Source organism: Pseudomonas soli, from assembly GCF_900110655.1.
Classification (GTDB): domain Bacteria; phylum Pseudomonadota; class Gammaproteobacteria; order Pseudomonadales; family Pseudomonadaceae; genus Aquipseudomonas; species Aquipseudomonas soli.
Map to the genome: position 1 here is coordinate 128,320 of NZ_FOEQ01000009.1, position 13,860 is coordinate 142,179.

A 13,860-nucleotide genomic window follows, 5' to 3' on the forward strand; every position below is an offset into this window, starting at 1 on the left:
GTGATGGTCAGTGTAAGGGATCAGCGATTCATCGGTGCGACGAAACGGCTGCGCGCGGTGCTGCGGATCCCCGGCTGGTCGCTGTCCTGGATCTCGAAGGTCAGTTCCTGGGAGCTGCTGGTCGGGCGATCAGCCAGCATCGCCACCGACACCGGCAGCTCGCTCATCTCGCCGGAGGCCAGGGTGAACTCAGTACGGCCATGCAGCTCGAAGCCGTCGGCGTCCACCAGGCGCAGGCGATAGTGCTGCGGTTCCTGGGTCTTGTTGATGATCTTGAGCAGGTAGATGTTCTCGATCTGGCCCAGGGCGTTCTCGCGGAACAGGCCACGGTCCTTGATCACGTCCATCGACACCATCGGGCGCATCTGCAGGGCCAACACCAGGGCGCCGATCATCACCGTCAGCGCGGCGGCGTAGCCGAGCAGGCGAGGGCGCAGCCAGTGGGTCTTGCCGCCTTGCAGGTTGTGTTCGGACTTGTAGCCGATCAGGCCACGGGCATAGCCCATCTTGTCCATCACCCCGTCGCAGGCGTCGATGCAGGCGGCGCAGCCGATGCAGGCCATCTGCAGGCCTTCGCGGATGTCGATGCCGGTGGGGCATACCTGCACGCACAGGGTGCAGTCGATGCAGTCGCCCAGGCCCTGGCTGCGCGCATCGCTGCCTTTCTTGCGCGGGCCACGGGCTTCGCCGCGGCTGGGGTCGTAGGCCACCGCCAGGGTGTCCTTGTCGAACATCACACTCTGGAACCGCGCATAGGGGCACATGTGCATGCATACCGCCTCGCGCAGCCAGCCGGCGTTGAGGTAGGTGGCGGCGGTGAAGAACAGCACCCAGAACAAGGCCACGCCACCCAGCTCGAAGGTGAACAGTTCGGCAGCCAGCGGGCGGATCGGCGTGAAGTAGCCGACAAAGGTCAGCCCGGTCAGCACGCCAATGGCCAGCCACAGGCCGTGCTTGAGAGCGCGGCGGGCGATCTTCTCCACCCCCCAGGGCGCGGCGGCCAGCTTGATGCGTTGGTTGCGGTCGCCCTCGGCGATTTTCTCGCACCACATGAACAGCCAGGTCCAGGTGCTTTGCGGGCAGCTGTAGCCGCACCACACGCGCCCGGCAAACACGGTGATGGCGAACAGGCCGAAGGCGCAGATGATCAGCAGCGCCGACAGCAGGATGAAGTCCTGCGGCCAGAAGGTCGCGCCGAAGATATGGAACTTGCTGTCGGCCAGGTCCCAGAGCACGGCCTGGCGGTCGCCCCATTGCAACCAGGCAGTGCCGAAGAACAGTACGAACAGCAAGCCGGCGAAGGCGATCCGCAGGTTGCGGTAGAAGCCAGTGAAACTGCGTGTATGGATGCCACCGGCCACCTGGCTTTTGCTCTTGTGGGTGGTGGGGGCAACCTCGATGACTCGGAAGGGGATTCTCTCGCTCATGGTTCGTCGCTCATCAGGCCTCGATCAGGCCAGGGCACTATGGCCCGCGATCTGTTTTCAGCACAGGCCCAGGTATCGCGATAAAAACCATATCAGATGGCAGGTTTATTGGTTGAGGCCTTGTATTTCGGGGTATGGCGTACTGGATGGCAGATGCCTGCGGCTATCCACCGCACCTGTGTTGCTACGGCTCTGGATGTGGAACGAGAGAAGCGGCCCGCATCGCCACAATGGGGTAAGGTGTTGCTTCTATGCCTGCGTACCGGTCCGTCATGACTGCATGAGTATTCGATGCTGATTTCCACGCTGTTCAAAGGTCGCTCATTAACGCCATCCCTCCAGGCCGAACCCTGTGTGCCCTGGTGGAGCTTCACAAAGACGGTATTGGCCGCGACCGCCTTGACCTTGGTGCGTGACGGTCGACTTGGCCTGGATGCCGCGCTGCCTGAAACCCCTTGCACCCTGCGCCAGCTTCTGCGTCACGAGGCGGGCCTCGCAGATTATTGCGAGCTTGCCGATTACCACGCGGCGGTTGCCAAGCATGAACCTGCGTGGCCCGTGGACGAGATGATGCAGCGCCTGGATGGCGCCCGGCTTCGCTACGCCCCCGGAGCGGACTGGCGCTACTCGAATGTGGGTTACATGCTGGTAGCCAGGCTCATCGAGCGGGCCACGGGCTTACCGCTTGAGGAAGCGCTCAGGCAGCAGGTGTTGGCGCCACTCGGTATCTCGGCGGTTCGCCTGGCGAGCAAACGCGCGGATCTGCATGGGGACTACCTGGGCGATTCGTTGAACTACGACCCTGGCTGGGTCTATCACGGGCTGCTGATCGGCCCTGTTTCGCAGGCTGCGCATTTGCTGGATCGTCTGCTTGCCGGGGCACTGCTTCCGGCGGAGCTGCTGCAGGAAATGCAGGTGACAAAGGTGTTGGGTGGGCCAATGGCTGGCCGGCCTTGGATCGCGCCAGGGTATGCTTTGGGGCTGATGCGAGGGGCGGTCGAGGGCGGCTTGACGCTGGCCGGGCATACCGGGTGCGGGCCCGGGAGCGTGGTGGCGGTTTATCGATGTGCGGTGGGCGAGGCCGTTGCGTGTTGCGCAGTGTTCTCGATGGAGCTGGATGAGGGAAGTGTCGAGGCGGTGGTAGTCCGGGAGATACGTAAATTACTTGAGGCGCGGTGCTGAGGCTTTCTGGGGCTTGTTTCGCTTTTGCGGGAGATCACTAGTTGCCTGGATATAACATCCGTTTTTTGCTCGATAGCTGAACGTCGTGGATGACCGCTATCGGCCTGAATCAGCCGCTTCAACCCAAGTACCAAGAAACGATTAAAATCCCGAGCTGTCAACTTCCTTGCCAGAGTGCTGCGTTATGAAACTTGAGCGAGTTAGGTACTTGCTCGGTCCCAACCCTGGCGACCCTTCTCCGATGGAGTTGCTGGTGTTGATTCTGGAGGCGTCTATCGAGCTGGTGTCGATTCCAGGTAACGACTTTTGCTGGTCGTATTGGGCAGACGAAAGCGAAGCAATACAAGAGCTTCAAAGCTTGCTTGACTTGGTGAAGGCCGGCACCTTACCCGAACGATTGAAGCTCACCGTAATCTTTGCACCCACTGGGCCGCTGCAAGAAACAAGCATGAGTAGCGGTTGGGCAGAAACCTATTTGAAGATTGCAGAGCGATTTGATCAGGTTGAAGCATTGTTGTGGTGATGTCAGAAGATGTCCAAACACTCGCGCGGCCCCCACAGAGACAGGCATCTTGATCTTGCCAGATAGCACTAGATTGACCGCTATGGGTCGATACCAGTCATCAACGACCACGGCTATCGACCTACAACAGACGCTCAAAGCATGCAGTTGACCGAACCCGCCATTGCCGTACAATCGCGCCCCCAAAAATCATCAGGCATGGCGAGAGGGAGCTTCAATGCAACGGGTGATGATCATTGGTCAGCCAGGGTCTGGGAAAAGTACCCTGGCGCGCAAGCTTGGCGAGCGCACGGGCTTGCCGGTCGTGCATATCGACACGATTCACTGGCAGCCAGGGTGGGTCGAGCGCAGCCGTGACGAGAAGACGCGTCTTTGCCATGAGGTCGAGGCCCGTGAGCGTTGGATCTTCGAAGGCGGGCACTCGACGACATGGCAAAACCGGCTGGCCCGCGCTGACACGGTGATATGGATCGATCGCTCGGCGCCGCTTCGATTCTGGCGTGTGTTCTTCAGAACGATGCTGAGCCGCGGTCGATCTCGGCCTGACTTGCCGGACGACTGTCCGGAACTGCTGGCCAACCTGCCGGAGTTTTTCAGGTTCATGTGGCGGACGAAGAACTCGTCCCGGGAGGCGATGAAGCGATTCGTGGCGACCGCCCCGTCGGCTTGTCGCGTGGTCTGCCTGCGGTCCAATCGAGATACCGAAGTTTTTCTCGCGAGCCTGGGCGCATTGCCTGATCAGGTGGCGTGAGGTCATTAGAGGCCCGTTCTCGATTGATTGGCGGCTGCGGTCGATCGTGATGACCTCTCTGGCATTCATCGCCGGCGCCGTACCGCTTCTGCTCGGCAGCGGCGCAGGTAGCGAGGTCGGGCGTCACGGTGTTTTGCGCAATGCTTGGCGTGACGTTGTTCGGCTTGTTGCTGTCGCCGGTGTTCTATGTCGTGCTGAGAAAACTCGGCGCAGGCATTCCTGTACATTCTTCCGGCATGGCACGGGACAGTATGCTGAACATACTGCCGCGAAACTAAGTGTCGAGCGCCAGAGCCATCGATTTCCAGTCGTGCAAATGCCCTTGGTCTTGCGGCCGTTGATACTGGGTTGAAACCGACAGCCCTGGTTCAGTACGGCGCGTGCGAACGTCAGAAGTTGTATTTGATACCCGTCATGATGTTTCTTGGCGCACCGTACATACCGTGGTCGCCGGCATAGCTGAGGTATTCGCGGTCGAACACGTTGTTCAGATTGACTGACGCACTCAGGTGTTGGTTGAAGTCGTAGCGAGCCATGAGGTTGGTGACGGCGTAGCTGCCCTGGGTGAAGGTGTGCAGGTCGGCACCGGTCTTGCTCTGCCAGTTCACACCGCCGCCGAGGGTGACCTTGTCCAGAATGCCCGGCAGGCGATAGCTGGTGAAGGTCTTCAGACTGTGGCGGGGCAGGGTGGTAACGATACGCTGGTCGTCAGCGTCGGTGCTCACCGCATAGGCATAACCGGCGGAGGCCTGCCAGCCTTCGGCCAGTTCTCCGTCCAAGGTGAACTCAGCGCCCTTGGTAGTAGTGCCCTGTTCCGACTTGTAAGTGTTGCCGCCTGGAGTGTCGATCCAGATCGCCAGGTTGTCCTGCTCGATCTTGAACAGCGCGATGCTGGAGTTCAGCTTGCCGTCGAAGTGGCTGCCCTTGACACCGACTTCATAGCCGGTGCCTTCCATCGGGTCCAGTGGCTTGTTGTTGATGTCGCGAACCCAGGACGACTGAGGGTTGAAGATTTTCGTATAGCTGGCATACAGCGACCACGTATCGTTGACGTCATACACCACGCCGGCATACGGAATGTAGACGCCGGTTTCCGATTCCTTGGTCTTGGTGTGTTCTGCGTTGTAGGGCTTGTCCTCGATGTCACGATGCCAGTCGATCACGCGGCTACCCAGCAAGATGCTCAGATCGTCGGTGGCATGCAGGCGCGTGGCGAGGTAGGCGGCGTATTGGGTCTCGTCGACAGTGGATTTGCCCGTGACGTCGAATTCCGGTTTCAGCGAGGCGCCGTTCCAGTTCAGCAGGTTGTCGATCGCGCCGGCGGGAGAGCCCGAGTAATCGTATTTCCAGCCGCCGTAGCTTGGCACGCTCTCGTAGTAGTTGGACAAGGTCACACCGGCGATCAACTCGTGCTCGCGGCCCAACAGGCCGAACGGGCCGGTCAGGTAGGCATCGATGTTGTTCTGGCGTGGGATACCGGAGAAGCGCACTGGCAACTGAGTGGTGCCACTTCCATCCGGGTTGAGGCTACCGTTGACGTAGTTGAAGACTTCGTCAAACTTGTTTTCGGAGTGGGTCAGTTCGATCTTTCCGCTCCAGCCATTGGCAAACTGCTGCTCGATCGAGGTGAAAAAGCTGGTTTGTTCATGGTCGTTGTAAGACCAGGTCTGAGCCGAATTGAGCGAGCGTTTGAGGTTTGTACGAGAGCCGTCAGTGAAGCGGGTCGGCAGGCCGGAGCGCATGGGGGAGTCAACGTCTGTGCGTTGATAACTGAAGCCCATCGTCAGCAGGGTGTCCTCGGTCAGGTCGAACTCGGTAATGCCGTAGATCAGTTGCGAGTCCTGTTTGTAGCGGTCGATCCAGGACTGCTCGGTCTTGTAGTCGGCGACCAGGCGACCGCGTACGTTGCCGGTTTCGGTCAGCGGGCCGGATACATCAAAGCCGGTACCGTAGCGGTCCCAGTTGCCGGCTTCAGCGGTGACGCTGGCCTGAGCCTCGGCGGTCGGACGCTTGCGGATCAGGTTGATCGTCGCTGAAGGGCTGCCCAGCCCGCTGATCAGGCCGGTAGCACCGCGCACTACCTCCACACGGTCATACATGGCCATGCTCTGGGTGTAATTGTCCATGCGCTTGACGGTGGGCACACCATCGATTTCAAAGTTCTGGATCTCGAAGCCGCGAGAGAAGTAACCGTCGGATTCGGCACCTTGCCCGTCGCGCAACACGATGATGCCCGGTGTGGCATCGAGGGTATCGCTGAGATTGGTCAGGCGCTGGTCATCCAGGCGCTGGCGGGTAATGACGGTCAGCGACTGCGGGGTTTCCTTGGGGGTCAGGTTCAGACGGGTCGAACTGCTGGATGAGTAGGTGGTGTAGAGCCCGGTGCCCTCTGTAGTCGACCCGGGAGCCTTGCCCGAAATGGAAATGCTCTGAAGCTCCAGGGCGGCAGAGGCCGGTGCGCGCTGGAGGGTGTATCGCCCATCCGGCTGGCGAACCGCATTGAGTTGGCTGCCCTCGAGTAGCGCCTGTAAAGCGCCGTCGACCGTGTAATCACCATTCAAGCCCTGGCTGTTTTGCCCGGCAATCAACTCATTGGGAAACGACAACAACAAGTGGGCTTGCTGGCCCAGTTGATTGAGCGCAGCGCCCAGTGGCGCCGGGGCAATTTCGTAGTGCTGCACGTGGCTATCGGCGGCTGCCCAGGCTGGCGCTGAAGTGGCGAGCAGAACCGCTGCGGTAGTGGCGAGCGAGGTTACGTAGCAGGAGGAAATACTGCGGCGATGCATGTGAAGTTTCCCGATGATTTTTGATGTATGGCCTATGAGTCTCGCCAGAAATCAAAACGGCTCATCGAGGACGAAAAAACTTCAAACGTTAGCGGGCAGGGGTCGCAAGTTGATCCACAGGCGAGTGAAACGCTGTACATCCAGTTTCAGTGTCTGGGCGACGGCATCGATGATTCGATCACTGTCTGCCAGCGGGTAGGTGCCCCATACACGCAGATTGGCCAAGGCGGCGTCGCACCCCAGATGCCCATGACGATACCGGCCAAGCTCATCGAGGAACGCCTGAAGCGGTTGGCCGTTGGCGACGATCATGCCTTCGGCCCAAGCGGGAGTGGATGCTTGCAATGCCCCCTGATCGAGCACCCCGAGCGGCCCGAAACGCGCCAGCTGCCCGGCTTGCAGGGTGGTCCAGGTGCTGGCTTGAGTCGGCAGGACGTCAAGCGAGCCACGATAGACCGCCAACTGGGTCGAGCCATTGTCAAACTGCCGCATCGTGAAACGCGCCGAGGACGTCTGCGCCCGAACCTGAGCGGTTTCGATAAACAGCGCCGGGTTCAAGGCAGTGTTGATCAGGACCTCGCCGCTGAGCAATCTCAGGTGCCAGCGATGGTCAGTCGCGCGAGCATTTATCGCGCTACGGGTATTGAGTTCAAGCGACAGATCCGAGGCCAGCGCAACACGTCGCTGCTCACCGACACCCGTGGTGTAGTCGGCACTCATGCGCGACACCAACTCGCTGTCGCGACTCAACCAGGCGCCGGTACCTGCAGCCAGAAGCAAGGCCAGGCCCTTTATTGCCCGACGCCTGCTTAGCCCTTCCTGGGAGGGGAGCAACAGCGCCTGTCGGGCGAGGCCTGGATCGCCTTGGGTGCGCAATGAGTCGAGCTGCGCCCCCAGCGTCAAGGCTTTTTCCCAGGCCAGCTCATGCAAGGGGTGTTCACCACGCCATGCCATGAAAGCGGCCTGTGCGGGTGAATCGAAATGGGCCTCCTGCATATCGAGCCACCATTCCATGGCCTCCTCGCACATTTTTGGCGATAGCGAGGGTTCTTGGCCAAAGGCGTTTGCGGTGATAGTCATTGCAGCGATTCCGTCACCAGCATGCATCGCGCCCCCGCCTTGATGATATGGCGCTTGACGGTAGCGATTGAAATACCCAGCCGCTCGGCAATTTCTGCGTGGCTGAGCCCATCGAGTTGCGACCAGAGAAAAGCCTTCTTGACGGCGATATCCAGTTCGCACAGCGCTTCGTCGAGTCGTACCAGCGTCTCGAAAAGAATCAATTGGGTCGCCAGATCCGGCAGTTCGCTTTGGTCCTCGGTCTGCAGCGCCTCCAGATAGGCTTTTTCCAGGCGTGCGCGGCGGTAGTGGTTGGACAGGACACTGCGTGCCACCTTGGCCAGAAAAGGCCGGGGCTGGCGGATTTCAAGCGCCTCGTTGCTGGCCAGCAGACGCATGAAGGTGTCCTGCATCAAGTCAGCAGCACGGTGTGAGCAGCTCAATTGCCGATACAGCCAGCTACGCAACCAGCGGTGTTGCTGTTCGTAGAGAGCAGTGAGCTGAGCGGTATCGATGGATGCCATGAGCTGCCACAGAACTGGTGCAAATGAGACTTAGTATCATATGAGATTAATGGAGTATCGACAAGAATGCACAAGGGCGCAGTGCATGACTGGCCTGATGGATCAGGGGCATTTGCTTGCTTTCAGCGCCGTGCGGAAAGTTGCTGCGGCGCCAGGAATGCGTCGTGGAAGTAATTGTTGAACGCGTGCATCGCCGGGCTGAATTCTCGCTCGCGATGCCAGGCCAGGCCGACGCTCATGGGGGTGACCTTGTCGGTGATGGTCACGGTTTCGATGCGTTTACCCTCCAGCGACCAGGGGCGGTGTACCAGGTCGGAGAGGATCGCCACGCCGCTGCCGTTGGCCACCATGCTGCGCACCGCTTCCACGGAGCTGGTGCGGATTCGCACGTTGGGCTGCTGTCGGGCATGTTCCCAGTAGCGCATGGCGCTTTGTTCGGCTTCGTCGACGGTAAGCAGGATGAAGGGCTCCTGTGTGACGTCGGCAAGGCTCACGGCCGAGTGTTCGCACAGCGGGTGATGGCTGGGCAGCCACAGCCGGCGCTCGGAATTGAGCAGGGTTTTCGAGACGATGTCCGGGTGGGTCAGGTTCGAGGTCAGCACCACCGCCATGTCGAATTCGCCTTCCAGCAGGCCTTGCTCGATGGCCTGGCGCTCCCGTTCGTGCACTTCGATGGCCACGTCCGGGTGCCAGTGTTCCAGGCGTTGCAGATGGTGCGGCAGGAAGTAGCCGATCACCGTGTAACTGGCCGCTACCCGCAACAGGCCGCTGGCGCGAACGTCCGGCAGTGGGCTGTTAAGGGCGTCGTCGACGCTGCGCAAGATCACGTAGGCCCGATTGAGAAAGTGCCGTCCGGCATCGGTCAGGCTCATGCCCTGGGCCGAGCGCTGGAACAGTAGCGTGCCGAGCATGCCCTCCAGCTCCTTGATCGCTGTGGTCACCGCCGACTGGGAAATATTCAAGTGAATCGCAGCTTGGGAGATTTGCCCGATCTCGGCAGTGGCGACGAAATAGCGAACCTGGCGCAGGGTCAGTGACATGAACACTCCGCTTGATGAGGTATCTGATTTTCAGAAGATAACCCCTCTGATAATAGATCTTCCCAAGGGGGCGGCTGGAATTTAACGTGCTCTGCATGAAGTCACAAGGGTCAGGAGCAAGTGTCATGCAGGCAGTAGATTTCAATTCGGACATGGGCGAAGGCTTCGGTCCGTGGACTATCGGCGACGGCGTCGACAACGAACTGATGGGCTTCATCAGCTCGGCCAACATCGCCACCGGTTTCCATGCCGGCGACCCCGGCACCATGCGACGCACTGTCGAGCAGGCCAAGCGCCTGGGCGTGGCCGTTGGTGCCCATCCGGGCTTTCGCGACCTGGTCGGGTTCGGCCGCCGTCACATCAATGCACCGGCCCAGGAGCTGGTGGACGACATGCTCTATCAGCTGGGCGCCCTGCGTGAACTCGCCCGGGTTCAAGGCGTGGCCCTGCAACACATCAAACCCCACGGCGCGCTGTACATGCACCTGGCCCGGGACGAGGAAGCGGCGCGTTTGCTGGTGGAAAACCTGCAGCGCCTGGAGCCCGAGCTGCTGCTGTATTGCATGCCCGACTCGGCGATCTGGCGTATCGCCACGGAGCTCGGCCAACCGGTGATCCGCGAGTTCTACGCCGACCGCGAATACGACCTCAGCGGCTCCATCGTCTTCACCCGCAATGTGCGTGCCTACGACCCCGCGCAAGTAGCTGCGCGGGTACTGCGTGCCTGTCAGGAAGGCGTGGTGCGCACGGTGGAGGGTGAAGACCTGGCGATCGAATTCGACTCCATTTGCTTGCACAGCGATACACCCGGTGCCCTGGCACTGGTCGAGGCTACCCGTAATGCGCTCGATGGCGCGGGGATCCAGGTGCGCGCACCGCGATAACGCAACCGAAGACACCTGGCACGCAGACGCCAGGGCTTACTCGACACACAGATTTTTTGCCTGCCTTTCTACAACTATTCCAAGAGGAACAGACATGGCGCAGCACACAGTCATCACCCCGTTGCCGGGGACTTTCTACCGCAAGGCTACCCCGGACTCGCCGAACTACGTCGAGGCGGGTGCCCAGGTCAGCGCCGACACGGTGATCGGCCTGATCGAGGTCATGAAGCAGTTTTCCGAACTGACCGCCGGCACGGCAGGGCGTCTGGACGCGTTTCTGGTCGAAGACGGTGATCCGGTGGAGCCGGGTCAGGTCATCGCCACACTCGAAGACGCGTGAGGGCACGACCATGACCCAAGGCATTGGTAAACTGCTGATCGCCAACCGTGGCGAGATCGCCGTGCGGATCATCCGTGCCGCGCAAGCGCTGGGGATTCCCACTGTGGCGGCGTGCAGCGAAGCAGACGTCGATTCCCAGGCCGCACGCATGGCCGACGAAGTGCACATCCTCGGCCCGGCTCGCGCCGACAAGAGCTACCTCAATGTCGAAGCGCTGCTCGGTGCCCTGAAGGCCACCGGCGCCAACGCGGTGCACCCAGGCTACGGCTTTCTCTCGGAGAACGCCGAATTTGCCGAAGCGGTGCAAGCCGCCGGGGCGATTTTCGTAGGCCCAAGCCCCGAGACCATCCGGCGCATGGGCGACAAGGCCGAAGCTCGGCGCACTGCGCAAGCCGCGGGTGTGCCGGTGGTGCCCGGCTCCCCGGATGAACTGTTCGATGTGGAGTCGGCGCTCAAAGCCGCCGAATCCGTCGGTTTCCCGCTGCTGATCAAGGCCTCGGCCGGTGGCGGAGGGCGTGGGATTCGCCTGGCGGAAAACCCGCAGCAACTGAGCGAAGAATTCCCCCGTTCCCAGCGCGAAGCCCAGGCCGCCTTCGGCAACGGCGCGGTGTATCTGGAGCGCTTCATCGGCAAGGCCCGGCACATCGAAGTGCAGGTGCTGGGCGACGGCAAGCATGCGGTGCATCTGTTCGAACGCGAGTGTTCGCTGCAACGCCGCCGGCAGAAGATCTTCGAAGAAGCGCCGTCGCCTGTGCTCAATGCGCAGCAGCGCGAGACCCTCTGCGCGAGTGCCGTGCGCCTGACCGAGGCCCTGGGCTATCAGGGCGCGGGCACCCTTGAGTATCTGTACGACGACGCCACCGGCGAGTTTTTCTTCATCGAGATGAACACGCGGATCCAGGTGGAACACCCGGTCAGCGAGCTGATCACCGGCATCGATCTGGTTCAGGCCATGTTGCGCATCGCCGGCGGCGAACCGCTGGGCCTCAAGCAAAGCGATATCCGGCTCAACGGCGCGGCCCTGCAAATGCGCCTGAACGCCGAAGACCCGGCGCGGGATTTCTTCCCAAGCCCGGGTCTTGTGCAAGCGCTGAACTGGCCGGAAGGCGAGGGCGTGCGCGTCGACAGCCATCTGTATGAAGGCTACCGGGTACCGCCATACTATGACTCGCTGCTGGCCAAGCTGATCGTCCATGGCAGCGATCGCGCCGAGGCCCTGGCCCGCGCGCGACTGGCCGTGGAGCAGACCACGCTCACGGGCATGGCCAGCACCTTGTCTCTGCACGGCGAGTTGCTGGAGCAACCCTGGCTGCACACCGCCGACTTCCACACCGGCACTTTGGAAACCTGGCTGGCCGAGCGCCGCAGCGGAGGTGCAGCATGAACAGTCCGATTCGCTACAGCTTTGGCGCCGACGAACACCTGTTTGCCGAAGTCAGCGACAGCATGTCCCTTGAAGCCTTCTTCAAGGGCATGGCCGTCACCCGTGCGGTGGAGCGCCTGGCCCTCGATGGCGTGCTCGACGTGTGCCTGGCCAACGCTTCGTTCCAGATCCGTTTCGACCCGGACCGCATCGCCCCGGCCGATCTGCTCGAAGCGGTGAAGGGCGCCGAAGCCGAGGCCGTGGCCGAGCGCACCCTGCACACCCGGATCATCGAAATCCCGGTGCTCTACAACGATCCGTGGACCCACGAAACCCTGATGCGTTTTCGCGACCGCCACCAGGACCCGAACGCCACGGACCTGGAGTACGCCGCGCGCATCAACGGCCTGGCCGACGTCGAGGCGTTCATCGCCGCCCACAGTGGCGCGCCGTGGTTCGTTTCGATGGTGGGCTTCGTCGCGGGCCTGCCGTTCATGTTCCAGATGGTCGAGCGCGAACGGCAGTTGCAGGTGCCCAAGTACCTGCGACCCCGCACCGACACACCGAAACTGACCCTGGGCCATGGCGGCTGCTTCGGTTGCATCTACTCGGTACGTGGCGCTGGTGGCTACCAGATGTTTGGCGTCACTCCGGCACCGATCTACGACCCGCAGCAGAACCTGGGGTACCTCAAGGAACACATGGTGTTCTTCCGTCCGGGCGACATCGTGCAGTTCAAGTCGATGGACCGCGATGCTTATGACCACGCCGTGGCCGAGGTCGAAGCCGGGCGCTTCGACCTGCGCATCCGTCCAGTAGAGTTCTCGCTCGATGCGTTTCTCGCCGACCCGATCGGCTATCCCAAGTCGCTGCAGGAGGTGCTGGCATGATCAAGGTACTCAAACCCGGTCTGGCCACCTCGGTGCAGGACCTCGGCCGCGAGGGCTACTACCACCTGGGTATCCCGCCTTCCGGGGCGCTGGACCAGTACGCCCTGAGCGCGGCCAACCAGTTGGTGGGCAATCCGGCCAATTCGGCGGCGCTGGAGTGCACCTTGCTGGGGCCGGAGCTGGAGTTTCAGCAGGACGCCCTGGTGGCGGTCTGTGGTGCGCAGATGACGCCGAAAGTCGATGGCGTGGACATGCACTTGGACACCGCCTTCGAAGTGAAGGCCGGACAAGTGCTGCGTTTCGATTTTCCCAAGGCTGGCGCGCGGGCTTATCTGGCGGTGGCCGGCGGTATCGATGTACCGGTGGTGCTCGGCAGTCGCTCCACCTACACATTGGGGGCGTTGGGTGGTTTTCAGGGGCGCAGGCTGGTGATGGGTGATGAACTGCCGATCGGCACCGCCAGCGGCAAGGGGTGTGTCGGGGCGAGCTTGCCCATGGCGTTGCGACAGTCGCTGGGAGGGGAGATCACCCTGCGGGTGGTGCCAGGGCTGTACTACGACCGTCTGACCCTGGCGGCGGCGGACAGCTTCTTTGCCGAAGCCTGGACCGTCGGCTCGGAGGCAGATCGCATCGGCTATCGCTTCAAGGGTGGCAGCCCGCTGAGCTTCCAGCCTCGCGAGCAGCCGTTCGGCGCCGGCTCCGATCCTTCGAACATCGTCGACAGCTGCTACCCGATCGGCTCTATCCAGGTGCCTGCAGGGCTCGAGCCCATCATTCTGCACCGCGATGCAGTGTCCGGTGGCGGCTACGCGATGATCGGCACGGTGATCAGCGCCGACCTCGATCTGGTCGGCCAGATGCAACCCAACCAGAAGGCCCGCTTCGTCGCGGTGACTCTGGAAGAGGCGCTGCAAGCCCGACGTTCCTACAAGAAAAAACTCAGCTATCTGAGCAAGCTGTTCCCTTCCTGATCTGCCCGCCGTACTGCGCGGGTAAAGCCAAAAAAGGCTAGCCAACGCCGCCCCTCGGTGCGGGGGCGGCTGCCCGCGCTTCAACCTCTGACTGGCTCTGGAGTTCACGCATATGGCTGC

At 61.6% G+C, this 13,860-nt stretch carries 13 protein-coding genes and 1 pseudogene; 9 read left to right on the forward strand and 5 right to left on the reverse strand.

What is annotated here, in order from left to right; all coding sequences use genetic code 11:
* Positions 1–20: 20 nt before the first annotated feature.
* A complete protein-coding gene (gene ccoG, locus BMY03_RS19275) occupies positions 21–1,427 on the reverse strand; it encodes a cytochrome c oxidase accessory protein CcoG (RefSeq protein WP_023629544.1) in 1,407 nt (468 codons plus the stop codon).
* A gap of 291 nt (positions 1,428–1,718) precedes the next feature.
* Here ccoG and BMY03_RS19280 point away from each other — a divergent pair, with 291 nt between their 5' ends.
* The 4 genes and pseudogenes from BMY03_RS19280 to BMY03_RS19295 form a co-directional block, all read left to right on the forward strand.
* Positions 1,719–2,609, forward strand: coding sequence for a serine hydrolase domain-containing protein (locus tag BMY03_RS19280; protein WP_094011979.1), 891 nt, complete (start codon positions 1,719–1,721; stop codon positions 2,607–2,609).
* Positions 2,610–2,862: 253 nt separating this feature from the next.
* Complete coding sequence (locus BMY03_RS19285) at positions 2,863–3,132, forward strand: hypothetical protein (RefSeq protein ID WP_236660999.1); 270 nt, start codon at positions 2,863–2,865, stop codon at positions 3,130–3,132.
* Between the two features lie 217 nt (positions 3,133–3,349).
* Positions 3,350–3,883, forward strand: coding sequence for an AAA family ATPase (locus tag BMY03_RS19290; protein ID WP_094011981.1), 534 nt, complete (start codon positions 3,350–3,352; stop codon positions 3,881–3,883).
* 31 nt (positions 3,884–3,914) lie between these two features.
* Positions 3,915–4,161, forward strand: a pseudogene (locus tag BMY03_RS19295) (efflux RND transporter permease subunit); the annotation flags it as partial.
* Positions 4,162–4,272: 111 nt separating this feature from the next.
* Here the strand turns inward: BMY03_RS19295 and BMY03_RS19300 are convergent.
* The 4 genes from BMY03_RS19300 to BMY03_RS19315 all read right to left on the reverse strand — a co-directional run bounded on the left by BMY03_RS19300 (position 4,273) and on the right by BMY03_RS19315 (position 9,292).
* A complete protein-coding gene (locus tag BMY03_RS19300) occupies positions 4,273–6,669 on the reverse strand; it encodes a TonB-dependent siderophore receptor (RefSeq protein ID WP_094011982.1) in 2,397 nt (798 codons plus the stop codon).
* A gap of 81 nt (positions 6,670–6,750) precedes the next feature.
* A complete protein-coding gene (locus tag BMY03_RS19305; RefSeq protein ID WP_094011983.1) occupies positions 6,751–7,776 on the reverse strand; it encodes a FecR domain-containing protein in 1,026 nt (341 codons plus the stop codon).
* Positions 7,746–8,252, reverse strand: a complete 507-nt coding sequence (locus BMY03_RS19310; RefSeq protein ID WP_094011984.1) for a sigma-70 family RNA polymerase sigma factor — start codon at positions 8,250–8,252, stop codon at positions 7,746–7,748. The genes BMY03_RS19305 and BMY03_RS19310 overlap by 31 nt, the downstream gene beginning before the upstream one ends.
* A 122-nt stretch (positions 8,253–8,374) precedes the next feature.
* The gene (locus BMY03_RS19315) at positions 8,375–9,292 is read right to left on the reverse strand and encodes a LysR family transcriptional regulator (RefSeq protein WP_094011985.1); all 918 of its coding nucleotides are present in this window, start codon (positions 9,290–9,292) and stop codon (positions 8,375–8,377) included.
* 125 nt (positions 9,293–9,417) lie between these two features.
* Between BMY03_RS19315 and BMY03_RS19320 the strand changes: the two genes are divergently transcribed.
* From BMY03_RS19320 to BMY03_RS19340, 5 genes are all read left to right on the forward strand, one after another.
* Positions 9,418–10,176: a 5-oxoprolinase subunit PxpA gene (locus tag BMY03_RS19320; RefSeq protein WP_046855293.1), complete on the forward strand. Its 759-nt coding sequence runs from the start codon at positions 9,418–9,420 to the stop codon at positions 10,174–10,176.
* A gap of 94 nt (positions 10,177–10,270) precedes the next feature.
* Positions 10,271–10,516, forward strand: a complete 246-nt coding sequence (locus tag BMY03_RS19325; RefSeq protein ID WP_046855294.1) for an acetyl-CoA carboxylase — start codon at positions 10,271–10,273, stop codon at positions 10,514–10,516.
* A 10-nt stretch (positions 10,517–10,526) separates the two neighbouring features.
* Complete coding sequence (locus tag BMY03_RS19330) at positions 10,527–11,900, forward strand: acetyl-CoA carboxylase biotin carboxylase subunit (RefSeq protein WP_094011986.1); 1,374 nt, start codon at positions 10,527–10,529, stop codon at positions 11,898–11,900.
* Positions 11,897–12,769: a 5-oxoprolinase subunit B family protein gene (locus BMY03_RS19335; protein ID WP_094011987.1), complete on the forward strand. Its 873-nt coding sequence runs from the start codon at positions 11,897–11,899 to the stop codon at positions 12,767–12,769. Before BMY03_RS19330 ends, BMY03_RS19335 begins: the two co-directional genes overlap by 4 nt.
* Positions 12,766–13,740: a 5-oxoprolinase subunit C family protein gene (locus BMY03_RS19340; RefSeq protein WP_094011988.1), complete on the forward strand. Its 975-nt coding sequence runs from the start codon at positions 12,766–12,768 to the stop codon at positions 13,738–13,740. The genes BMY03_RS19335 and BMY03_RS19340 overlap by 4 nt, the downstream gene beginning before the upstream one ends.
* Positions 13,741–13,860: the final 120 nt, after the last annotated feature.

Coding starts and splice junctions, on each gene's coding strand:
- BMY03_RS19320 (WP_046855293.1), top strand. CDS start 9,418: ATGCAGGCAGTAGATTTCAATTCGGACATGGGCGAAGGCTTCGGTCCG.
- BMY03_RS19280 (WP_094011979.1), top strand. CDS start 1,719: ATGCTGATTTCCACGCTGTTCAAAGGTCGCTCATTAACGCCATCCCTC.
- BMY03_RS19325 (WP_046855294.1), top strand. CDS start 10,271: ATGGCGCAGCACACAGTCATCACCCCGTTGCCGGGGACTTTCTACCGC.
- ccoG (WP_023629544.1), bottom strand. CDS start 1,427: ATGAGCGAGAGAATCCCCTTCCGAGTCATCGAGGTTGCCCCCACCACC.
- BMY03_RS19330 (WP_094011986.1), top strand. CDS start 10,527: ATGACCCAAGGCATTGGTAAACTGCTGATCGCCAACCGTGGCGAGATC.
- BMY03_RS19300 (WP_094011982.1), bottom strand. CDS start 6,669: ATGCATCGCCGCAGTATTTCCTCCTGCTACGTAACCTCGCTCGCCACT.
- BMY03_RS19315 (WP_094011985.1), bottom strand. CDS start 9,292: ATGTCACTGACCCTGCGCCAGGTTCGCTATTTCGTCGCCACTGCCGAG.
- BMY03_RS19335 (WP_094011987.1), top strand. CDS start 11,897: ATGAACAGTCCGATTCGCTACAGCTTTGGCGCCGACGAACACCTGTTT.
- BMY03_RS19290 (WP_094011981.1), top strand. CDS start 3,350: ATGCAACGGGTGATGATCATTGGTCAGCCAGGGTCTGGGAAAAGTACC.
- BMY03_RS19305 (WP_094011983.1), bottom strand. CDS start 7,776: ATGCATGCTGGTGACGGAATCGCTGCAATGACTATCACCGCAAACGCC.
- BMY03_RS19310 (WP_094011984.1), bottom strand. CDS start 8,252: ATGGCATCCATCGATACCGCTCAGCTCACTGCTCTCTACGAACAGCAA.
- BMY03_RS19340 (WP_094011988.1), top strand. CDS start 12,766: ATGATCAAGGTACTCAAACCCGGTCTGGCCACCTCGGTGCAGGACCTC.